General features: G+C 68.3%; 19 protein-coding genes and 1 pseudogene. 6 read left to right on the top strand and 14 right to left on the bottom strand.

Annotation, left to right across the window (positions count from 1 at the left end):
- Positions 1-12: 12 nt before the first annotated feature.
- A complete protein-coding gene (locus L810_RS48620; RefSeq protein ID WP_021163864.1) occupies positions 13-168 on the top strand; it encodes a hypothetical protein in 156 nt (51 codons plus the stop codon).
- 34 nt (positions 169-202) lie between these two features.
- Here the strand turns inward: L810_RS48620 and L810_RS46585 are convergent, their stop codons facing one another.
- Positions 203-502, bottom strand: coding sequence for a transposase (locus tag L810_RS46585; RefSeq protein WP_081712966.1), 300 nt, complete (start codon positions 500-502; stop codon positions 203-205).
- 422 nt (positions 503-924) lie between these two features.
- Here L810_RS46585 and L810_RS40220 point away from each other — a divergent pair, with 422 nt between their 5' ends.
- From L810_RS40220 to ubiA, 3 genes and pseudogenes are all read left to right on the top strand, one after another.
- Positions 925-1,794, top strand: a complete 870-nt coding sequence (locus L810_RS40220; RefSeq protein WP_042978196.1) for a S66 peptidase family protein — start codon at positions 925-927, stop codon at positions 1,792-1,794.
- Positions 1,795-1,822: 28 nt separating this feature from the next.
- Positions 1,823-2,031: pseudogene (locus L810_RS46580) on the top strand (DNA starvation/stationary phase protection protein); the annotation flags it as partial.
- A 208-nt stretch (positions 2,032-2,239) separates the two neighbouring features.
- Positions 2,240-3,112, top strand: a complete 873-nt coding sequence (gene ubiA / locus L810_RS40215) for a 4-hydroxybenzoate octaprenyltransferase (protein WP_021163860.1) — start codon at positions 2,240-2,242, stop codon at positions 3,110-3,112.
- Between the two features lie 109 nt (positions 3,113-3,221).
- On the opposite strand, the gene proC is transcribed toward ubiA, so the two are convergent.
- From proC to L810_RS40185, 6 genes are all read right to left on the bottom strand, one after another.
- Positions 3,222-4,034 carry a pyrroline-5-carboxylate reductase gene (proC, locus tag L810_RS40210; protein ID WP_042978195.1) on the bottom strand — a complete coding sequence of 271 codons (813 nt, stop codon included), beginning with the start codon at positions 4,032-4,034 and terminating at the stop codon, positions 3,222-3,224.
- Between the two features lie 108 nt (positions 4,035-4,142).
- The gene (locus L810_RS40205) at positions 4,143-4,841 is read right to left on the bottom strand and encodes a YggS family pyridoxal phosphate-dependent enzyme (protein ID WP_027788328.1); all 699 of its coding nucleotides are present in this window, start codon (positions 4,839-4,841) and stop codon (positions 4,143-4,145) included.
- 131 nt (positions 4,842-4,972) lie between these two features.
- Positions 4,973-6,199, bottom strand: coding sequence for a glycolate oxidase subunit GlcF (gene glcF, locus L810_RS40200; RefSeq protein ID WP_021163859.1), 1,227 nt, complete (start codon positions 6,197-6,199; stop codon positions 4,973-4,975).
- Positions 6,200-6,484: 285 nt separating this feature from the next.
- On the bottom strand, positions 6,485-7,573 hold the full coding sequence (gene glcE, locus L810_RS40195; protein ID WP_021163858.1) for a glycolate oxidase subunit GlcE: 1,089 nt from the start codon (positions 7,571-7,573) through the stop codon (positions 6,485-6,487).
- Positions 7,574-7,758: 185 nt separating this feature from the next.
- On the bottom strand, positions 7,759-9,252 hold the full coding sequence (locus L810_RS40190) for an FAD-linked oxidase C-terminal domain-containing protein (RefSeq protein ID WP_021163857.1): 1,494 nt from the start codon (positions 9,250-9,252) through the stop codon (positions 7,759-7,761).
- Positions 9,253-9,293: 41 nt separating this feature from the next.
- Positions 9,294-10,703: an FAD-binding oxidoreductase gene (locus tag L810_RS40185; RefSeq protein WP_027788326.1), complete on the bottom strand. Its 1,410-nt coding sequence runs from the start codon at positions 10,701-10,703 to the stop codon at positions 9,294-9,296.
- A 173-nt stretch (positions 10,704-10,876) separates the two neighbouring features.
- Between L810_RS40185 and L810_RS40180 the strand changes: the two genes are divergently transcribed.
- Positions 10,877-11,428 carry a cob(I)yrinic acid a,c-diamide adenosyltransferase gene (locus tag L810_RS40180; RefSeq protein ID WP_021163855.1) on the top strand — a complete coding sequence of 184 codons (552 nt, stop codon included), beginning with the start codon at positions 10,877-10,879 and terminating at the stop codon, positions 11,426-11,428.
- 106 nt (positions 11,429-11,534) lie between these two features.
- The gene (hmpA, locus tag L810_RS40175; protein ID WP_042978194.1) at positions 11,535-12,743 is read left to right on the top strand and encodes an NO-inducible flavohemoprotein; all 1,209 of its coding nucleotides are present in this window, start codon (positions 11,535-11,537) and stop codon (positions 12,741-12,743) included.
- Positions 12,744-12,818: 75 nt separating this feature from the next.
- On the opposite strand, the gene L810_RS40170 is transcribed toward hmpA, so the two are convergent.
- The 7 genes from L810_RS40170 to L810_RS40145 all read right to left on the bottom strand — a co-directional run bounded on the left by L810_RS40170 (position 12,819) and on the right by L810_RS40145 (position 21,706).
- Entirely contained in the window at positions 12,819-13,208 is a 390-nt protein-coding gene (locus L810_RS40170) for a type II toxin-antitoxin system VapC family toxin (protein ID WP_021163852.1), read from the bottom strand.
- Entirely contained in the window at positions 13,205-13,474 is a 270-nt protein-coding gene (locus L810_RS40165) for a type II toxin-antitoxin system Phd/YefM family antitoxin (RefSeq protein ID WP_021163851.1), read from the bottom strand. The genes L810_RS40170 and L810_RS40165 overlap by 4 nt, the downstream gene beginning before the upstream one ends.
- A gap of 123 nt (positions 13,475-13,597) precedes the next feature.
- Positions 13,598-14,671: a 3-deoxy-7-phosphoheptulonate synthase AroG gene (gene aroG, locus L810_RS40160; protein ID WP_021163850.1), complete on the bottom strand. Its 1,074-nt coding sequence runs from the start codon at positions 14,669-14,671 to the stop codon at positions 13,598-13,600.
- Positions 14,672-14,703: 32 nt separating this feature from the next.
- Complete coding sequence (locus L810_RS47870) at positions 14,704-14,862, bottom strand: hypothetical protein (protein ID WP_155649172.1); 159 nt, start codon at positions 14,860-14,862, stop codon at positions 14,704-14,706.
- A gap of 205 nt (positions 14,863-15,067) precedes the next feature.
- Positions 15,068-16,534 carry a metalloprotease TldD gene (tldD, locus tag L810_RS40155; protein WP_021163847.1) on the bottom strand — a complete coding sequence of 489 codons (1,467 nt, stop codon included), beginning with the start codon at positions 16,532-16,534 and terminating at the stop codon, positions 15,068-15,070.
- A gap of 85 nt (positions 16,535-16,619) precedes the next feature.
- Positions 16,620-17,447, bottom strand: a complete 828-nt coding sequence (locus tag L810_RS40150; RefSeq protein WP_021163846.1) for a carbon-nitrogen hydrolase family protein — start codon at positions 17,445-17,447, stop codon at positions 16,620-16,622.
- 59 nt (positions 17,448-17,506) lie between these two features.
- A complete protein-coding gene (locus tag L810_RS40145; protein ID WP_021163845.1) occupies positions 17,507-21,706 on the bottom strand; it encodes a YhdP family protein in 4,200 nt (1,399 codons plus the stop codon).
- Between the last annotated feature and the right edge of the window lie 344 nt (positions 21,707-22,050).

Here is a 22,050-nt window from a genome sequence, read left to right as displayed (position 1 = left end):
GGAGTGACGATCATGACGCAAATGATGCTGAACATGCGCGCCGCGCTGGCGGCACCGAAGGTGCGGGCGCCGGCCGAGATCGCGCGGTACGTAGTCGGATTCGCGATCGTCGTCGGCGGTGCGGCCGAACTGGTGTCGCAGGCGCTGCACGCGATCGCCGCCGCCTGAGCGCGGCGGGCGTACGCCACGCTGCAGTGGCGAGTCATACGGGTGGTGCGATGTCGGCATGCAGGGCAACAGATTCGCTTGAATGGCTCCGGTCGATTGAGTGAGGAGTCCGTAACATGTCCACGAAGACCCGCGATCCATCCGGATCTACCCGGTTGAGGGTGCCCTGACGATATTGCTTGCGCCATCCGGACACCACATTGACGTTGATGTCGTGCCGGCGCACAACAATCGACACCGGCATGCCGGGCGTCAATGTCTCCCTGATCACCTGCTGCCTGAATGCTTGCGCGTACGTCCGATGGGGATGGGTACGATTCGCTGCGTTCGACATGGCTGACTGGCTCCGTCAATCCAAACGTGCTCATCATGCTTTGGAAAAGTGAGCGTCGGAAACGGTCCGGTCGAGGCGCTTGCGATGAAGCGTGCGCTGTCGTCGTTTTCGCGGATTCGACAGCGATGCGATCGCCGCGGTACCGGCCGACGCGTTGACGCCGGGAAGGGCCCGCAACGCCGGCGGCTCCGAGGTGCATCCGCTCGACGTGCTGCCTGGTTCGTCGATCGAACCGGATCCGCATCGATCGGTCGGCGATTTTGCCGCGACGGTGATTCTCAGGCGGCGCCGGCAATGCGGCGGTTTCGCGGACACCGGCGATCGTCATCCCCGCGCGCACGACGCTGCGTGACAAGGCCGAGCCGTCAGCAAGCGGTGTCGGATATATTCGGCAGGTTCTCCATCATCCAGGTAGCCATTCAATGGAATCACGACGCAAGGCAGTGGGCGTGGTCGCGCCTGCGGGTGTGCCCGATCCGGAAGGCATCGCGCGTGGCATTGCGCTCGTCGAAAGCTGGGGCTTCGAGGTCAGGGCGGGCGCGCATCTCGGCAGCCGGTACCGCTATTTCGCCGGTACCGCCGAGGAGCGCGCGCACGACCTGCGGCGCACCCTGATGGATCCGTCGATCGATATCGTGTGGCTCGCGCGGGGGGGATTCGGTTGCGCGCATTTGCTCGAGCACTTGCCCGACGAGATCGCAACGCCAAAGACGATCATCGGCTTTTCCGACGCGACGTCACTGTTCTGCGCACTCGCGGATCGGCCCGGCGTGCGTTTGCTGCATGGCCCGACATTTCACAGTCTGGCGACCAAGGTAGACGACGCGACGCGCGCCGACATTCGCGCTGTGCTGACCGGCGACGAACGCGACGCGCTGAGTCTGCGGCATTTGTCCGGCGCCGCTGGTGCCGTGCGGGGACGTCTGTGCGGCGGCAACGTGACGGTACTCGCGAGCGTCGCGGGTACGCGCTGGTCGCTTCGCTCACGCGACGCGATCGTACTGCTGGAGGACGTGACGGAGTTGGGCTACCGGCTCGACCGCAGCCTGACGCAACTGCGTCTGAGCGGCGCGTTCGACGGAGCCCGTGCGTTCGTGCTCGGGCAATTCACGCGCTGCCCGATCCCGGACGGCGCGGATTTCACGCTCGAGCAGATGCTTGTCGACGTGCTGGGCGGCTTCGGCGTGCCGATCTACTCGGGTCTGCCGATCGGACATGAACACCGCAACATCACCTGGCAATACGGCAGCCAGGCTGCCATCGAGAACGGCGCGATCCGGTTTGGCGCGTAGCGTCGAATCGGGAAGGACAGGAACGCGTACCTTCGGCGATTTCGCGAAACTGTCGTCGGTGCCGGAAGCGAAGGGCGTGCGGGTGGCGGAAGACATGATCCGCGAGCCCGTCGAAGGGCACGAGGCCGTCGTGCGAACCCGCGCGCGCGATCTTTCCGATCGCCGACGCGGCGAGCCCACCGCCGACCTGCGGACGCATGAAAAACCGCGTGGATGCTGCGCTCGTTGCTCGCGTAAGTGCGATGCGGCTGGGGACGGCGCGCTGACTCGCCCGATCCGGAGCGATCGAATCCGTCCCTTGATTGGCGCAAAGCGGGGCCCGGCCATGCGCAGCGGGCCCGGGCGGCCCGGGCGAGCCGGGCGGCTGCCGCCGCGGGCCGCCCCGACATGACGCGAAGCACCGCTCGGCTCTAAAATGCCGGGGTTATCTTCCCGGTGCCTCGCCATGCTTGCCCGCTTTCCCCTGTATCTGCGGCTCGTCCGGATGGACAAGCCGATCGGCAGCCTGCTGCTGCTGTGGCCGACGCTCAACGCGCTGTGGATCGCGTCCGACGGCCATCCGCGCTGGCCGCTGCTCGTGATCTTCTCGCTCGGCACGCTGCTGATGCGCTCGGCCGGCTGCGCGATGAACGACTACGCCGACCGCGATTTCGACCGCCACGTGAAGCGCACGGCCGACCGGCCGCTGACGTCGGGCAAGATCCGTGCGTGGGAAGCCGTTGCGATCGCCGTCGGGCTCGCATTCATCTCGTTCCTGCTGATCCTGCCGCTCAACACGCTGACGAAGGAGCTGTCCGTCGTCGCGCTGTTCGTCGCGGGTTCGTATCCGTTCATGAAGCGTTTCTTCGCGATTCCGCAGGCGTATCTCGGCATCGCGTTCGGCTTCGGCATTCCGATGGCGTTCGCGGCCGTGCAGGACACGGTGCCGACGATCGCGTGGGTGATGCTGGTCGCGAACATTTTCTGGTCGGTCGCGTACGACACCGAATACGCGATGGTCGATCGCGACGACGACATCAAGATCGGGATCCGCACGTCGGCGCTGACGTTCGGCCGCTTCGACGTCGCGGCCGTCATGGCGTGTTATGCGGCGACGCTCGGCATCTACGTGTGGATCGGCGTGGCGCTCGGCTTCGGCCTCGCGTACTGGGCCGGCTGGGCGGCGGCGGTCGGCTGCGCGCTGTATCACTACACGCTGATCAAGGGCCGCGAGCGGATGCCGTGCTTCGCCGCGTTCCGGCACAACAACTGGCTCGGCGGCGTGCTGTTCGCGGGGATTGCCGCGCATTACCTGCTGGCGGGTCCGGCGGCCAACTGAAGCGGCCGCGCGCCGGCGCGCGACGCGATGCGCGATGCCAACAAAAAAGCGGCCGAGGCCGCTTTTTTGTTGGCGGTGCCCGGGGGGAGGCCCGGAGCGGGCGCCGCGCTTACGCGCGACCGAGCTCGTCGCCCATTTCCTTCGCACGCGCTTCGGCCGCGAGCGCGCCGCGCACGATCGCGTCCTTCACGCCCTGCGCGTCGAAGGATGCGAGCGCGGCGGCCGTCGTGCCGCCCTTCGACGTCACGCGCTCGCGCAGCACGCTCGCCGGCTCGCCCGATTGCGCGGCGAGTTGCGCGGCGCCCGTGAACGTCGCGACCGCGAGCGCGCGGCCCTGTTCGTCGTTCATGCCGAGCTGGCGCGCGGCTTCCTGCAGCGCTTCGATGAAATAGAACACGTACGCGGGGCCGCTGCCCGAAATGGCCGTGACGGCATCGAGCTTCGACTCGTCGTCGAACCACACGGTCTCGCCGACCGCGCCGAGCACGTTCGACGCGAGTTCGCGGCCCGCCGCATCGACGCCCGGCAGTGCGGCGAGGCCCGTCACGCCCATGCCGACGAGTGCGGGCGTGTTCGGCATCGTGCGCACGACGCGTGCGTAGTCGCCGAGCCAGCGCGCGAGATCGCTGCCGCGGATGCCGGCCGCGATGCTGATCACGAGCTGTGTCTTCAGGTGCGGTGCGAGCGCCTGCGCGACGTCGTGCAGCACCTGCGGCTTCACCGCGAGCACGATCGCGTCGTAGTCGGCGAGCGTCGCGTCGACGGCCGCGCCGGTGCGGATGCCGAATTGCTGCGCGGCGCGTGCGCGCACTTCTTCGTTGACGTCGATGGCATACAGGCCGTCAGCGGCGACGCCGCGCTTGATCAGGCCGCCGATCAGGGCCGCGGCCATGTTGCCGCCGCCGATGAATGCGATTTTCATGATGTTCGATTGAGCGATTGAGCGATTGAGCGATTGAGCGATTGAGCGATTGAGCGATTGAGCGAGTGAGCGAGTGAGTGAACGGGAGGGCGGAAAAGGGCGCGGCGTTCAGTGCGAATAATCGCGCGCGCCGAAGATCGCGGTGCCGACGCGCACGATCGTCGCGCCTTCGAGCACGGCCGCGTCGAGATCGGCGGACATGCCCATCGACAGCGTGTCGAGCGGCAGGCCGTCGGCGCGCAATGCGTCGAACAGCGTGCGCAGCGCGCGATGCGGCACGCGTTGCGCATCGGTGTCGCCGGCCGGTTCGGGAATCGCCATCAGGCCGCGCAGCCGCAGCGACGGCAGCGCGGCGACCGCGCGCGCGACCTCGGCCACGTCGGCCGGTGCGACGCCGCTCTTCGACGCCTCGCCGCTGATGTTCACCTGCACGCACACGTTGAGCGGCGGCAGGTGCGCGGGGCGCTGTTCCGACAGGCGCTGCGCGATCTTCAGCCGGTCGACCGAATGGACCCAGTCGAAGCGTTCGGCAACCGGGCGCGTCTTGTTCGATTGCAGCGGCCCGATGAAATGCCATTCGAGGCTCGCGCGCAGGTCGGCGAGCGCGTCGATCTTGTCGATCGATTCCTGCACGTAGTTTTCGCCGAACGCACGCTGCCCGGCCGCATGCGCGGCGCGCACGTCGGCGGCGGGAAACGTCTTCGAGACGGCGAGCAGCGATACGGTGGCGGGATCGCGGCCGGCCGCGCGGGCGGCGTCGGCGATGCGGCGATGAACGGATTCGAGGCGGGCGGCGAGATCGGACATGGCGGGCACGAAAGCAGGCACGGAAGCAGGCATGTAGCGGATGCGCCGCGGCACGCGGCGCATCGATCCGCCCATTATACGGACGCCGGGCGCGAGGCCCAGGGCCCGCCCGTCATTCGTATGAACAGGCCCTAGCCATACAGCAGGTGCTCGACGAGCTGGATCCAGTGGGCCACCGGAATCTGCGTGCCGCTCTGCAGGTGGGCGATGCAGCCGACGTTGCCGGAGACGATCATCTGCGGCTCGAGCGCCTGCAGCTTCAGCAGCTTCTGCTTGCGCAACCGGTACGACAGCGACGGCTGCGTCAGCGAATAGGTGCCGGCCGAGCCGCAGCACAGATGGCTGTCGGCCGGCAGCCGCACGTCGATGCCGAGGGTCTCGAGCAGGCGTTCGACCTTGCCGCGCGACTGCTGGCCGTGCTGCAGCGTGCACGGCGGGTGGTACGCGACCGTATGAACCGCGCGGCGGCGCGCGAGTGTCGCGAGCTCGGCCTCGAACGCGAGCAGCACGTCGGAGATGTCGCGCGTCAGCGACACGATGCGCTGCGCCTTCTCCGCGTAGGCCGGGTCGTCGCGCAGCAGGTGCGCGTATTCGAGCACCGTCGCGCCGCAGCCCGACGCGTTCATCACGATCGCCTCGACACCCTGTTCGACATGAGGCCACCACGCGTCGATGTTGCGGCGCGCGTCGTCGAGCGCTTCGTCGTGATAGTTCAGGTGCAGGCGGATCGCGCCGCAGCAGCCGGCGTCGGGCGCGACGACGGTCTCGATGCCGAGCGCGTCGAGCACGCGCGCGGTCGCGATATTGATGTTCGGCAGCATCGACGGCTGCACGCAGCCGCCGAGCATCAGCATCTTGCGCGTATGCGTCAGGTGCGGCCATTCGAGCAGCCGCGTGCGCGGCGGCACCTTGTCGCGCAGCCGCTTCGGCAGCAGCGGACGGACGTGCTGGCCGAGCCGCATCACCGGCGAGAACAGCGCGGCGTTCGGCACGAGGCTCGCGAGCACGCGGCGCACGAGACGCTGCTGCACGGGGCGCTGAACCTGTGCCTCGACGTGCTTGCGGCCGATCTCGACGAGCCGGCCGTACTGGACGCCGGACGGGCAGGTCGTCTCGCAACTGCGGCACGTGAGGCAGCGGTCGAGGTGCTGCTGCGTGCTGCGCGTGACGGGCGCGCCTTCGACCATCTGCTTGATCAGGTAGATGCGGCCGCGCGGGCCGTCGAGTTCGTCGCCGAGCAGCTGGTAGGTCGGGCAGGTCGCGGTGCAGAACCCGCAATGCACGCACTTGCGCAATATCGCGTCGGCTTCGTCACCGTCGGGCGTATTGCGGATGAAATCGGCGAGGTTCGTCTGCATTTAGGGTCTGTTTACCTATGGAGCGCGCATGCGTTGCCACGAGAACGGCCGCTCGCGAGGCGCGTGACGCCGCGAATACTGACGTATTCGCAAGGAGCGCAACGCGGCGAGCGGCCGTTCTCGTGGCAACCCCAATTTAAAAAATCCATGTCACGGGAATGCCCGAAATCGCCCGCATGGCGGCGTCGCTCGTCGCTTGTTTGGCTCGGCCAAACGGCGCTCCTCACTTCTTGCCCTGCGAGCGATTTCGGGCATTCGCATGTACGTTCCATAGGTAAACAGACCCTAAAGATCCGGGTAGAGCCGGCCGCGGTTGAAGATGCGCGCGGGATCGAACGCGGCTTTCAACCCGCGGTGGATTTTCATCATCGGGGCGGGGAGCGGCGTGAACACACCCGCGCTGCGGTCGTACGCGTCGCCCGCGCGGAACAGCGTCGCGTGGCCGCCGGCCTGCTTGGCGCTCATCCGCACGGTCTGCGCATCGGCGTCGGTGATCCACCAGCGCTGCGCGCCGCCCCATTCCATCAACTGGGTGCCGGGCAGGTGCATCGGTTCGGTGATCGACGGCAGCGCGAGACGCCACAGCGCATAACCGGGCGGGATGCCGTGGAAGAACGGGTCGGTATGCTCGCGCAGGCCGGCCCAGAAGCGCTCGGCCTCGACTGCGTCGACGACTTCGCCGCCGAGCAGCGTCTTCGCGGATTTCACGGCCGCTTCGGCGCCCGACAGGCGCAGGACGAGCGTGCCGTTGCGCCATCCGCTCGCGCTGACGGGAAGCGGATGGCCGCCCCATTCGTTGAGCTTGCGCACCGCGTCGGTCGCGGTCATCTCGAACTTCAGCGTGACTTCGGCGACGGGCATCGGCAGCACCTTGAGCGACAGGTCGAGCATCAGCCCGAGCGTGCCGAGCGCGCCGGCCATCAGCCGCGACACGTCGTAGCCGGCGACGTTCTTCACGACCTGGCCGCCGAAGCGCAGCAGTTCGCCGCGGCCGTTCATCAGCGTGACGCCGAGCATGAAATCGCGCGGCGCACCGCAGGTGGCCCGCCGCGGGCCCGCGAGGCCGGCCGCGACGCAGCCGCCGACGGTGGCCGCGCGGCCGAAGTGCGGCGGCTCGAACGGCAGCATCTGGCCGCACTCGGCGAGGACGGTTTCAAGCTGCGCGAGCGGCGTGCCCGCGCGGACCGTGACGACGAGTTCGGCCGGGTCGTACGACACGACGCCCTGAAACGCGCGCGTGTCGAGAATTTCGCCCTCGAGCGCCTGGCCGTACCAGTCCTTGGTGCCGCCGCCGCGAATCCGCAGCGGCCGGCCGTCGGCGCTGGCGGCGCGGACGCGGTCGGCCCATCCGGCGACGATGTCGTCCTCTTCCATGTTCTGTTGCTGCCTCGACTTGTTGTTCGGTCGATTGTACCGGGGTGGCGCGATTCCACATCGCGACTATCCCTAAGCCCGGTATCGCGGGCCGTCTGCCCGCGTTGCCGCATGGACGGGCCGCGCGGGCAAGGTCGAACGCCGCGGCCCGGCCGCGGGCACCGGCCGCGACCCGCGCGGGCCGCTCAGAAGCGCGGCAGGTCGGGGTGCGGCAGCAGCCCGCCGCGCACGTGCTGGCGACCGTATTCGGCGCAGCGCGCGCGGGTCGGGATGCCCTTGTCCGGATTCAGCAGCCCGGCCGGATCGAACGCGCGCTTGACCGCGAAGAACGCGTCGCGCTCCTGCGGCGAGAACTGTACGCACATCGAATTGAGCTTCTCGATGCCGACGCCGTGCTCGCCCGTCACGCTGCCGCCGAATTCCACGCAGCACTCGAGGATTTCCGCGCCGAACTGCTCGGCGCGGTGCAGTTCGTCCGGATCGTTCGCGTTGTAGAGGATCAGCGGATGCATGTTGCCGTCGCCCGCGTGGAACACGTTGATGCAGCGCAGCCCGTAGCGCGTCTCGAGCTGCTCGATGCGCGCGAGCAGCGGGCCGATCGCGCGGCGCGGCACGGTGCCGTCCATGCAGTAGTAGTCGGCCGAAATGCGGCCGGCGGCCGGGAACGCGTTCTTGCGGCCCGACCAGAAGCGCAGCCGCTCGTGCTCGTTGCGCGATACCTGGATGCGGGTCGCGCCATGCTCGCGCAGTACGGCCGTCATCCGCACGATTTCTTCCGCGACTTCTTCCGGCGTGCCGTCCGATTCGCACAGCAGGATCGCCTTCGCGTCGAGATCGTAGCCCGCGTGCGTGAACGCCTCGACGGCCTGCGTGGCCGGCTTGTCCATCATTTCGAGCCCGGCCGGGATGATCCCCGACGCGATGATCGCCGCGACGGCCTCGCCGCCCTTCACGACGTCGTCGAAGCTCGCCATCACGAGCTGGGCCGTCTGCGGCTTCGGGATCAGCTTCACCGTGACCTCGGTGACGATCGCGAACATCCCTTCGCTGCCGATCATCACGGCGAGCAGGTCGAGGCCCGGCATGTCGAGCGCAAGCGAACCGAATTCGACGATCTCGCCGTCGATCGTCACCGCGCGCACGCGCATCACGTTGTGCACGGTCAGCCCGTATTTCAGGCAATGGACGCCGCCGGAATTTTCCGCGACGTTGCCGCCGATCGTGCACGCGATCTGCGACGACGGATCGGGCGCGTAGTACAGGCCGTACGGCGCGGCGGCCTCCGAGATCGCGAGGTTGCGCACGCCGGGCTGCACGGTCGCCGTGCGCGCGTACGGATCGACTTCGACGATGCGCGTGAAGCGCGCAAGCGACAGCACGACGCCGAGCGCGATCGGCAACGCGCCGCCCGACAGGCTCGTGCCCGCGCCGCGCGGCACGATCGGCACCTCCATGCGGCGGCAGATCTGCACGATCCGCTGCACCTGCGATTCCGTTTCGGGCAGCGCGACCGCGAGTGGCAGGCGGCGGTACGCGGACAGGCCGTCGCATTCGTACGGCGCCGTGTCTTCGTCGCGGTACAGCAGGCAGTGCGTCGGCAGCACGGCCATCAGCGCCTGCACGACTTCGCGCTGGCGTTGCGCGCGTGCCGCGCTCGACAGTTCGACGGGAGCGTTCATTGGGTCTCCTGCAGCGGGTGGCGCGGCGTCGCGCCGCCGTGTCAGCACGTGAAAATCTTGCCCGGATTCATCAGGTTGCGCGGATCGAGCGCAAGCTTGATCGCACGCATCGTGTCGATCGCGTTGTCGCCGTGCTCCTTCGGCAGGAAGCGCATCTTGTGCAGCCCGACGCCGTGCTCGCCCGTGCAGGTGCCGCCGAGGCGCAGCGCGCGCTCGACGATCCGGTCGTTGATGTGCTCGGCTTCCGCGATTTCCTCGGGCTTGTCGGGGTCGATCAGGATCGCGACGTGGAAATTGCCGTCGCCGACGTGGCCGACGATCGGGCAGGGCAGCGACGAGGCGCGCAGGTCGACTTCGGTTTCCTCGACGCACGCGGCGAGCTGCGAGATCGGCACGCAGACGTCGGTGGTCACCGCGCGGCAGCCGGGTTTCAATTGCAGCATCGCGAAATACGCATTGTGGCGTGCGGCCCAGAGGCGCGTGCGGTCTTCGGGGCGGGTTGCCCATTCGAAACCCTGGCCGTTGTTCTGGCCCGCGAGTGCCTGCACGAGCTCCGCCTGTTCCTTCACGCCGGCCTCGGTGCCGTGGAATTCGAAGAACAGCGTCGGCGCTTCGGTGAGCGTCAGGTTCGAATGGCGGTTGATCGAGCGCACGGCGAGCGCATCGACGAATTCGACGCGCGCGATCGGCACGCCGATCTGGATCGTCTCGATCACGGTGCGCACCGCGTCGCCCATCGACGGGAACGTGCAGATCGCGGCCGATACGGCTTCGGGCAGCGGATGCAGGCGCAGCGTGATCTCGGTGATCACGCCGAGCGTGCCTTCGGAGCCGACGAACAGGCGCGTGAGGTCGTAGCCGGCCGACGACTTGCGGGCGCGCGAGCCGGTCTTCACCACGCGGCCGTCGGCGAGCACCGCGGTCAGGCCGAGCACGTTCTCGCGCATCGTGCCGTAGCGTACGGCGTTGGTGCCCGACGCACGCGTGGCGGTCATCCCGCCGATGCTGGCGTCGGCGCCCGGGTCGATCGGGAAGAACAGGCCGGTGTCGCGCAGCGCCTCGTTGAGCGCCTTGCGTGTGATGCCCGGCTCGACGGTCACGGTCAGGTCTTCGGCGTTGATCGACAGCACGCGGTTCATTTCCGACAGGTCGAGCGAGATGCCGCCGCGCACCGCGAGCAGGTGGCCTTCGAGTGACGAACCGGCGCCGTACGGGATCAGCGGGACGCTGTACAGCGAGCACAGCGACACGACTTCGCGCACGTCGTCCGCGCTGTGCGCGAACACGACGGCGTCGGGCAGTTGCGGATCGAACGGCGATTCGTCGCGGCCGTGGTGGGCGCGGACGGCGTCGGCGGTCGACACGCGCTCGCCGAAGGCGGCGCGCAGCGCATCGAGCATGGCGGGGGGAAGGGGGCGGCGCGTGGCGGCCGGCGGGGCAGGGTGATTCACGAACGTCTCCTTGTCGATCCGGATGGGCGCGTTGGCGCCGCTCCGGCTCCCGTGCAACTGGGTTTCGGCCCATTCTACGCTGTAACGCCTGCTGCGCCTGCCGTCGCGGGCTGCGATAATCGCGTTCGAACGCAACCGGGCCGCGTCGCGGCCGCGCACGAGAGGACATCCGCATGGGCAACCGCTTGAGCAAGATCGCCACGCGCACCGGCGACGACGGCACCACCGGCCTCGGCGATGGCCGGCGTATCGGCAAGGACGATACGCGGATCGCCGCGATCGGCGACGTCGACGAACTGAACTCGAACCTCGGCGTGCTGCTCGCCGAAACGCTGCCGGACGATATCCGCACGGCGCTCGTGACGATCCAGCATGACCTGTTCGATCTCGGCGGCGAATTGTGCATTCCCGGCCATACGGTGCTCGACGACACGCATCTCGCGCGTCTCGATCGCTGGCTCGCCGACTACAACGCGACGCTGCCGCCGCTGCAGGAATTCATCCTGCCGGCCGGCTCGCGCGCGGCGTCGCTCGCGCACGTGTGCCGAACCGTATGCCGTCGCGCGGAGCGTTCGATCGTTGCGCTCGGGCGTACCGAAACGCTCAACGATGCGCCGCGGCGCTACGTGAACCGGCTGTCGGACCTGCTGTTCGTGCTGGCGCGCGTGCTGAACCGTGCCGACGGCGGATCGGACGTGCTGTGGGAACGCGGCCGGGTCCGCTGACCGCTGACGATTCGCCCCCTTACCCTTGCCGCGCTGCGACAATTTGCCTGAGGGGCATCGAATTTTTAAAAAGGTATTGTGTGTGCATGTTTAACGGAGAACGAACATGACCCACATCACCGCTGACCAGATGGCTCGCGTGAAGGCCACTGCCCCTGTCCTCGCCGTGCACGGCGCGACGATCACGAAGCACTTCTACCAGCGCATGTTCGCGCGCCATCCGGAACTGAAGAACCTGTTCAACCAGACGCACCAGAAGACGGGCAGCCAGCCGGAAACGCTCGCGAAGGCCGTTTATGCGTATGCGGCGAACATCGACAATCTCGGTGCGCTGGGCGGGGCGGTGTCGCACATCGCGCACAAGCACGCGAGCCTGAACATCCGCCCCGAGCATTACCCGATCGTCGGCGAGAACCTGCTCGCATCGATCGTCGAGGTGCTGGGCGACGCGGTCGATGCCGACACGCTCGAGGCGTGGCGCGTGGCTTACGGCCAGCTCGCGCAGATCCTGATCGGCGCCGAGGCCGACCTGTACGCGGGGGCCGCCTGGAGCGGGTTCCGCCCGTTCAAGGTCGAGCGCAAGGTGCGCGAAAGCGACGAGATCACGTCGTTCTACCTGACGCCCGCCGACGGCGGCGCGGCGCCGACGTTCGAGCCCGGCCAGTACGTCACGGTGAAGCGTTTCGTCGGCGATCTCGGCGTCGACCAGCCGCGCCAGTACAGCCTGTCCGACGCGCCGCACGGCAAGTGGCTGCGCATCTCGGTGAAGCGCGAAGCCGGCAGGCCGGAAGTCATTCCGGCCGGCAAGGTGTCGACGCTGATGCACGACGGCGTGGAAGAGGGCGCGATCGTCGAGGTCACCGCGCCGATGGGCGAATTCTCGCTGAAGCGTGGCGTCGAGACGCCGGTGGTGCTGATTTCCGGCGGCGTCGGCCTGACGCCGATGGTGTCGATGGCGTCGACGCTGGTCGACGAAGGCAGCAAGCGTGACGTGCGGTTCGTCCATGCATGCCGCTTGGGCGCGGTGCACGCGTTCCGCGACTGGCTGAACGACACGGTGCGCGAGCATGCGAACGTCAAGCGCACGGTGCTGTACGAGCTGGTCGGCCCGAACGATCGCGTCGGCGTGGACCACGACCTGGAAGGGCGCCTCACGCCGGAGCGCGTGCGGCACTACGCGCTGGTGCCGGACGCCGACTACTACGTCTGCGGCCCGATCGCGTTCATGAAGGCACAACGCGATGCGCTGGTCGCGCTCGGTGTCGCGCCGGAACGCATCAATACCGAGATCTTCGGTTCGGGCGCGCTCGAGTGATGCTTGCGCGCAAGACCTGCGGCGCATGAAAAAGCCCGGTGCGGGCCGGGCTTTGATTTTGTAGCGGGATGAGCGTCATGCTCGCAGCATCAGCGTCGCGTGATAGCGCCATATTTTGGCATCGGCGCTGATGAGCGGCATGCCTTCATGGAGTGCCTGAGCGACCATCACGCGGTCGAACGGATCGGCGTGATCCGGAAAATCCGGCAGTGCGGCGACGCCTTCGATGTGATCGCTGCTGATTGGCAACTCCGCAAAACCTGCGAGTCGGAATGCCGAACGTGCATCGCGCGGATGGACTGGCAGATTGCCTTTGCGGTATTTGATCGCAATCTCCCAGATGGACGCGGCGCTGACGTACAGCGTGTTTTCGGGATGTTCGATCAACGCGGCCGCAGTCGCGGAAAGTTGAGGTGCGCCTTCGGCTGCCCATAGCGCGATGTGCGTGTCGAGCAGCAGCTTCACGGGGCGAGTCGCTGTTCCGAGCTGGCATCGAAGTCGGCGGCGATCGATTCATCGCCGGCATTGAATGCCTCGACGGTTGTCGGGATGTTCAACCCGGCAAGCAACTGACGGGCTGCGCCGATCCGCTTCGGTGGGGCATAAGGAACAATCCGGGCGACCGGATGACCGTTGCGGGCGATGACGACTTCCGATTCGCGCCCCAATTCAAGCGCTTCGACGAGGCTTGAGAGCCGCGACTTGGCATCGTGCATGTTGACGGTCGGCATGGGCGCCCCCTTGGTTAGCTAGATAACGTTAGCTAGTCTAGCAGGGCGACGCGACGACCGCCAGCTAACCGCATGGCCAACCCGCCACGGGGCGGTGCCATGCGACCGGCCGGTTTGCGTCCGTCAGTTCCCGCTGCCGCGCGTGACGCGGCGTGCCTTCACCGATTCCGCGAGGCCTTCGAGCACCTTCACGCTGTCGTCCCATGCGATGCACGCGTCGGTGATGCTCTGGCCGTAGGTCAGTTCGCAGCCTTCCTTCAGGTCCTGGCGCCCCTCGACGAGATGCGACTCGATCATCACGCCGACGATGCGGGCGTCACCGGCCGCGATCTGGCGGCCGATGTCGGCACAGACGGGGATCTGGTTCTCGTGCTTCTTCGAGCTGTTCGCGTGGCTCGCGTCGATCATCAGGCGTGCGGCGAGGCCGGCCTTGCCGATGTCCGCGCACGCGGCGTTCACGCTTTCCGCGTCGTAGTTCGGCGTCTTGCCGCCGCGCAGGATAACGTGGCAATCCTCGTTGCCGGCCGTCGACACGATCGCCGAATGGCCGCCCTTCGTCACCGACAGGAAATGGTGCGGCTGCGATGCGGCCTTGATCGCGTCGACCGCGATCTTCACGTTGCCGTCGGTGCCGTTCTTGAAGCCGACCGGGCACGACAGCCCCGACGCGAGCTCGCGGTGCACTTGCGATTCGGTCGTGCGCGCGCCGATCGCGCCCCACGAGATCAGGTCGGCGATGTACTGCGGGCTGATCATGTCGAGGTATTCGGTCGCGGCCGGCAGGCCCATCTCGTTGATCTGGAGCAGCAGCTCGCGCGCGGTGCGCAGCCCTTCGTTGATCTTGAAGCTGTTGTCGAGATGCGGATCGTTGATGAGCCCCTTCCAGCCGACCGTCGTGCGCGGCTTCTCGAAGTACACGCGCATCACGATTTCCAGCTCGCCCTTGAAGCGCTCGCGCTCCTTCACGAGCCGCCCCGCGTACTCGATCGCCGCCTTCGTGTCATGGATCGAGCACGGCCCGATCACCACGATCAGCCGGTCGTCCATCCCGTGCAGGATGCGGTGCATCGACTGGCGCGAGTGGTAGATCAGCTCGGACGCGGCTTCGGAGCACGCGAATTCGCGGATCAGGTGGGCGGGCGGCGTCAGTTCCTTGAGTTCGCGAATGCGGACGTCGTCGGTGTTGTGCGGGGGCATGCTGTTTCTCCTTGGTTCCGGGCGCCGTTCGATCAGTGGGCGTGCGGCAGATTCATCAATTCAAGCGATTCAGTGATTTCGGTCGGGGCCGCGAAACCGCTGCGGCGGCGACCGGGAAGCGAAGGGCGAAAAAAAACCGCCGGGTTCGCCGGCGGTTTTTTCGGGAATTTCGGTTGCGCTTTACGCGCCATCAACCCTCTCGATCCGCCAGCGGTCTGAGATGCCAAAAAAAGTAAAAGTAAAACTTGGCGGACATGACGGAGATTCGGTTCGTCAAAAAAGTTGATTCGGAATTTATACCCCGTCGCCGGGCGGCTGGCAACCGGGGAGCGTCGAAAATGCGGATATTCCGCGCGTTTTCTTCAAAATGCGCGGATTGTCTGCGCCGCGATGCGGTTATGCCGTACCGCCGACCGTCATCTTGTCGATCCGCAGGGTCGGCTGGCCGACGCCGACCGGCACGCTCTGGCCTTCCTTGCCGCACACGCCGACACCCGTGTCGAGCGACATGTCGTTGCCGATCATGCTCACGTACTTCAGCGATTCGGGGCCGCTGCCGATCAGCGTCGCGCCCTTCACCGGGTAGGTGATCTTGCCGTTCTCGATCATGTATGCCTCGGACGCCGAGAACACGAACTTGCCGTTCGTGATGTCGACCTGGCCGCCGCCGAAGTTCACCGCGTACAGGCCGTTCTTCACCGACGCGATGATTTCCTGCGGATCCTTGTCGCCGTTCAGCATGTACGTGTTGGTCATGCGCGGCATCGGCAGCGCCGCGTACGATTCGCGCCGCGCGTTGCCCGTGACCGGCATCTTCATCAGGCGCGCGTTCAGCGTGTCCTGGATGTAGCCCTTCAGGATGCCGTCCTCGATCAGCGTCGTGCACTGCGTCGGGTTGCCTTCGTCGTCGATGTTCAGCGAGCCGCGGCGGTTCGGCAGCGTGCCGTCGTCGACCACCGTCACGCCCTTCGCGGCGACCTGCTCGCCGATCCGGCCGGCGAATGCGGACGAACCCTTGCGGTTGAAATCGCCCTCGAGGCCGTGGCCGATCGCTTCGTGCAGCAGCACGCCCGGCCAGCCCGGCCCGAGCACGACCGTCATCGCGCCGGCCGGCGCGGGGCGTGCGTCGAGGTTCACGAGCGCGGCATGCACGGCGTCGTCGACGTAGCGCGACAGGACTTCGTCGGTGAAGTAGCCGTAGTCGAAGCGGCCGCCGCCGCCGCCGGAGCCGATCTCGCGGCGGCCGTTCTGCTCGGCGATCACCGTGACCGACACGCGCACGAGCGGGCGGATGTCGGCCGCGAGCGCGCCGTCGCTGCGTGCGACCAGCACGACGTCGTATTCGCCGGCGAGGCCGGCCATCACCTGCGTGACGCGCGGGTCGCGGCCGCGCGCCATCTGCTCGATGCGCTCGAGCAGCTTGACCTTGGCCGTCGCGTCGAGCGACGCGAGCGGATCGGACGGCAGGTACAGGTCGCGGCCCGAGATGCCCTTCAGCGACGTGGCCGCCTTGATCTTCTGGCGGCCGCCGCCGGCCGCCGCGATCGCCTTGGTGGCCGCGGCCGCCTGCGCGATCGCTTCCGGGGACAGGTCGTCCGAGTACGCGAACGCGGTGCGGTCACCCGCGACCGCGCGCACGCCGACGCCCTGGTCGATGCTGAAGCTGCCCGATTTGACGATGCCTTCCTCGAGGCTCCACGCTTCGCTGCGGGTCGCCTGGAAGTACAGGTCCGCATAGTCGACGCGATGCGTGAAGATGTCGGCGATCGTGCGCGTGAGCAGGCTTTCGTCGAGGCCGTACGGCGTGAGCAGGATGTCCTTCGCCAGCGCGAGGTTGCGGATGCCGGGTTCGATGATGTTCATGCGGATATCGGGGTTTCTCAAAAAGTTGTCGGGTGCTTCTGGGCAGATGGGTTGGCCGCGCGGTGGTTCAAGCGGTGCGGCCGATTCAGGTCAGCACGCGGTGCCGCCACGCGGGCAGGCTCTGGCGCACGTCGGCAATGCGCTGCGGATCGAGCGCGCCGAGCACGACGCTTGCGCCCACGTCCCGAACCGCGACGATTTCGCCCCACGGGTCGATCAGCATGCTGTGGCCCCAGGTGCGCCGGCCGTTCTCGTGCTTGCCGCCCTGCGCGGCCGCGAGCACGTAGCACTGGTTCTCGACGGCCCGCGCGCGCAGCAGCGTTTCCCAGTGCGCGCGGCCGGTCGTATACGTAAATGCCGACGGTACGACGATCAGCGCGCAGTCGCCCATCCTGCGATACAGCTCCGGAAAGCGGAGATCGTAACAGACGGACAAGCCGACCCGCCCGAACGGCGCGTCGAACGTGACGACCGTATCGCCCGCGCGGATCGTGCGCGCCTCGTCGAACGACTCGTCGCCTTTCTCGAAGTTGAACAGGTGGATCTTGTCGTAGCGCGCGGCTTCGTTGCCGGATGGATCGAACACGAGCGTCGTGTTGAGCACGCGATCGGGCTCCGGGGCCTTCAGCGGCAGCGTGCCGCCGATCACCCAGATGCCGTGGCCACGCGCGGCGTCCGCGAGGAAATGCTGGATCGGGCCGTCCCGGTAAGGTTCGGCGAGCGCGAGCTTGTCGGTGTCGCGGTGACCCATGAAGCAGAAGTACTCGGGCAGCAGCACGAGCTGCGCGCCTTCGCCGGCGGCTTCCGCGATCAGGCGGCGCGCCTCGGCGAGATTGCGCGCGACGTCCGGCGTGCTCACCATCTGCAGCGCGGCGACCTGGAAGGGCGTGGCGGAACGGGTGTGGTCGGTCATCGCTGGATCGGTTGCGTCATAAATGGGGTGCGGGCACCATGCGCGGCCCGACGCGCGGCTCAATGGCTCGCCGCATCGGCCGGACCGTAATTCATCTTACCCTGATCGCCCCGCACCCGCTCGATGTGCGGGTGCGCCCACGAGCCGGTGATCATGTAGTCGAGCGCGAACGCGCGCGACAGCGTCTCCGACAGCGCGTAGTTCGCGGCCAGCACGCCGACGCCGAGCAGCGGGTTGATGATGGCCGCCCCGATCGCGGCCGCGCCCGCGCTGATTTTCGGCGCGACGTGCGCGTGCAGGTCCTGCGTCTCGGTGCCGAGATCCACCGCGCCGCGCACGGTGACGTTCGCGGGCCCGGTCATCATCGAGAAGTCGTCGGTGCGGGCGATCCCGTTCGAGATCCGGCCGGTGCCCGTGATCTTGTCGAACGGCAGCCCCTTGCCGATCACGTCGCGGAAATTCAGCGTCAGGAAACGCGCGAGGCTCTGCAGGCTCAGCACGCCGAGGAGCTTCGCCGCGCCCGGATCGACCTTCAGGATCTGGCCGTGTTCGAGGTCGAGCGCGATCTGGCCGCCGAGCGACGGCAAGTCGACCGCGGTCGGGCCGCCGCGCCAGCCGACCTTGCCGGTGACCGTGCCGTGACCGTTCGCGAGCGTGCGCGGCAGGCCGACGCGGTCGAGCAGCGCGCCCGCGTTGTCGATGTCGAGCTTGAAGTCGAACACGGTGCGGCGCGGTGCGTCGTTTTCATCGGCACCGCGGGCAAGTGCGCGGCGCGAGGTGCGCCAGTTGCCGGTCGCCGTCAGCTTCGCGGCCGGGTTCGACAGCTCCAGCTTGTCGAGCTGCCAGACCGGCGTGCCGGCTTCGTCGATGTTGCGCGTGTTGACGACGAGTCGGCCGATGTCGTGGTTGCGCGCGACGACCTGGTCGACGATCAGGTCGATCGACGGCATCGGGCGGTCGGTCGGCGTCGGCAGGTTCATCGCGCGGCCGACGAGATCGTGCTGCGCGCTGTCGGGCACCACGAGCTTCGCGAGCCGCGCGTTCAGCACGCCCGCGCCGTTGTGGCCGCCGCCCGGCGCCCATGACAGGTAGCCCGACACCTGGTTCGACGCGATGTTCGCCTGCCAGAGCTCGTCGACGTGCGACGCGCCGACGATCACGTTTTCCCAGTTGCGCTTGAGCAGCTTCAGCGTGCCGAAATGGAGCGCGAAACGCTTCGGCGCGAAGCTCGCGAAATCGACGCGCGGCGCGGCTTGCGGCTCCTGCGTGCGCGGCGTGTCGGGCTTCAGCGTATGGGCCAGCGCGAGCCACGCATCGGCGTCCAGTTCGTTGACGTCGACGGCCGCGCTCACACCGTCCTGCGGCATGTCGGGCATCCGGTGGATGCCCATCGCGCCGCGCACCGCGCGCAGCGGCTGGCCGCGCGTCGCGTCGAGCAGGTAGGTTGCGGACACGGGGCCGAGCGTCAGGTCGGCGTGCTCGAGGCGCTTGCCGTCCGCCTGCGGCGCCGGCTGCAGCGTGAAGCTGAACGGCATCGGCGTGCCGGCCGGTTTTGCGAACGGCGCGGGGAAATTCAGTGCCACGCCGGTCAGGTCGGAATGCGCGCTGATGTCGGGCAGGCGGCCCGGCGCGCCGCGCACGGCGACCTTGTACGGCGCGTCGCCGACCACGTGCTCGAGCAGCGCGGCCGCCGGGCCGTGCAGGTTCAGGCCGCGCGCGGCGTCGAGCGCGAGCCGGCCGTCGACGTCCACCGTATACGGGCCGTGCGACTGGAAGTTGCCGCTCGCACGCACCGGGCCGCCGAGGAAGCGCCCCGACAGGTCGTGCAGCGATGCGCCGGCCTCGGTGAACCGCACACTGCCGCGCAGCGCGGACAGCGGCGGCACGCCGCTGGTCGTCAGCGTGTTGCCGCCGAATGCGAGCGCGCCTTCGACGTGCGTGTGCGGATGCGGAACGTGCTGCGGAATCGTGATCTTGAGCGCGAGCGACGCGGGCCCCTGCGCATCGATCCGCTGGCCGATATGCCCGCTCATCGTGCCGAGCGAGCTGTTGTCCGCGTAGTCGATCAGGTCGGCGAGCGGGCCCTGCGCATGACCGTCGATGATCAGCGGCGAGTGCGACGGATTGCCGAGATCGTCGATGCGGCCCGTGACCTTCGTCAGCGCGACGCGCTTGTAGTGCGCACGATCGATGTCGAAGCGCAGCTTGTTCTGCGCGAGCTCGAACACGCCGTCGATCCCGTCGAGCGCCGGCCAGACGCTCGGCGTGCCGTTCGCGAGCTTGCGCGGCGGGTACGGCGTCGGTTCGAAGCGGCCGCCGGTGAACGGCGCGACGATGTGGAACACGCCGGCGTCCGGCTCGTGTTCGAACGGGAATTTCTCGAGCGGGCCGCGGGCGACGATCGACGCACCCTTGGTCACCTGGCCGGCCTGCAGCGCGTGGCCGAGATAGTCGCGCAGGTGTTCGGACATCCCGGTCGGCAGGTAGCGCGGAATGCGTGCCACCGACGCACGCGCGAAATCGGCACGCAGGTCGAGCGAGCCGCGGCCGTGGCCGGGGTTCGTGTACGAGCCGGATACCGCGATTTCGGCATCGGGGTTCGAGACGAGCAGGTCCGGCAGGGTCACTTCGACGCGCGCATGCTTTTCGCCGGCCGCGGGCGTGATCGCCCACTTTGCGTTGCCGCGCAACCGGTCGAACGTCAGGCGCGGCTCGTCGAATTCGCCGGGTACCGTGACCGCCGCGTTGACCGTATCGAAATGCGCGCTGCCGCCCGTTTCGTTCGCATCGACGCGGCCCCACAGGTTCTCGACGCCCGGCCAGCCTGCCCGCGGGTGGCCACGCGGCGACAGCCCGGGCGGTGGCTCCTGCGCGGCGAAGCTGATGCCTTGCAGATCGCCGAGGAAACGATAGCGGACGATCTGCGCGGCGCCCATGCGCCGCTCCTCGTCGGCGAGGTCGGCCCGCGCAGGCTTCGCGCGTTCGACCTCGATGTGATAGTTCGACACCATCCCGCGCGGGTCGATCTTGATCAGCTCGTTGCGCAGGCGCGCCGGCAGCGGCAGCCCGCGAATGAACTCGCTGAGAATGCCGAGATCGACGCGGTCGCCGACGACGCTCAACAGCTGCCCCTGGCTGGCGGTCGGCACACGGTAGCGGGCCGTCAGCGTCGACAGCGCGAGCGAGCGGGCGAGCGGCGTGCCGTCCGGCAGCGGCGGCTGGCCGAGTTCCGCGTTGAAGCGCGTCAGGTGCAGCGTGTAGTCGTGGCCGGCATCGAGCTGCATGTCCCAGCCGAAGCCGACCGTCGGCACGTCGAGCCGCGGCTGCGTCGGGCGCACGCGCAGCGCGACGTCCGCGCCCTGCAGGTCGCCGCCCGCCGAATGCAGGTGGCCGTCGCTGAAGGTGGCCCAGATCGCGTTGTCGATCCGGCCCGCGTGGATCGTGAGCGGCATGTCGAGGTAGCGCCCGAGCGTCTGCAGGTCGACCGGGCCCGTCGACAGGTACGCGTCGCCCGACCAGTTCGACGGTTTGCCGACCGGGGCGAGCGGCTTGTGCCTGAAGCGCGCGCGGAAATCGAGCGGGCCGAGCAGCAGCGTGCCGTTCGCGGGCGCCTGCAGCGCGGCCTTGTGCACGCGGCCGTCGTTGAGCACCGCGAGCCGGATGCCCGACAGCACGAGCTCCGGCGCGTCGTGCTGCGCGTCGCGCCAGCGCAGCGTGCCGCCGCGCAACACGATCGCTTCCTGCTTCAGCAGCCACGTGCCGAACGTGTCGTTGCCGCCGTGGGTGGTTGCCACGCCGACGCCCGCGACGCTCAGCGAGCCGTCGGCTGCCCGCGCGACGACGAGGTCGGGCTGGTCGACGATCAGGCTCGACAGCGCGGGCGACAGCCGCAGCAGCGACATCCACGACAGCGCGGCCGTTGCATGCGGCACCGCCAGCGCGACCTTGCCGTCGTGGCCGCGGATCGTCAGGTTCGTGAGTTCGACGCCCGGCTGCATGCCGGACCAGTTCGGGGAAAGCTTGCCGATCGAAAGCTGCGCGTGGAGCTTGTCGGACACCGCGCGCTCGATGCGCGGGCGGAATTCGTCGATGCGGGGCAGCAGCACGTAGCGCAGCCCGAGGAACGCGCCGGACGCGACGAAGTAGGTGCCGAGCCCGACTGCCAGCGTCACCCGGAACACGCGGCGCAGGACCGGATGATCGTGCTTCGGAGGTCCCGCTTCGGGCGCAGCTACGGCGGATTCCTGACGGTCGGACATGCGGCGGACGGGCGGCGATATGGTAGTTTTGCAGACTGACGTTGAAATGTATCACACGGGTTCGTGCCGGCGGCCGTTGCGGCAGCGCGGCACGGGCTTTCCGGCGCGCGGTTTCGCGGCGGGCGCACACGCGCCCCGCGATGCCGCGCCGAATCCATGGGGCCGGCCGGTAGCGGGGCGCGCACGCGCCGGCCCGCTGCCGGCTGGCCTTTCCGCCAGGCCCGCTTCTCGATGACCGACGCTTCCGCCCTGATCAGCACGTCCTATTCCCGATACCTTGCTCGCGCGGCTGCCGCGCGGCCCGCGCTGGCCGAACAGGTCGCCGCGTGGGCCGCCGCGCCGCT

Source organism: Burkholderia sp. AU4i (genome assembly GCF_000466765.1).
GTDB classification, from domain to species: domain Bacteria; phylum Pseudomonadota; class Gammaproteobacteria; order Burkholderiales; family Burkholderiaceae; genus Burkholderia; species Burkholderia cepacia.
This window is presented reverse-complemented; position numbering and strand designations above follow the sequence as displayed.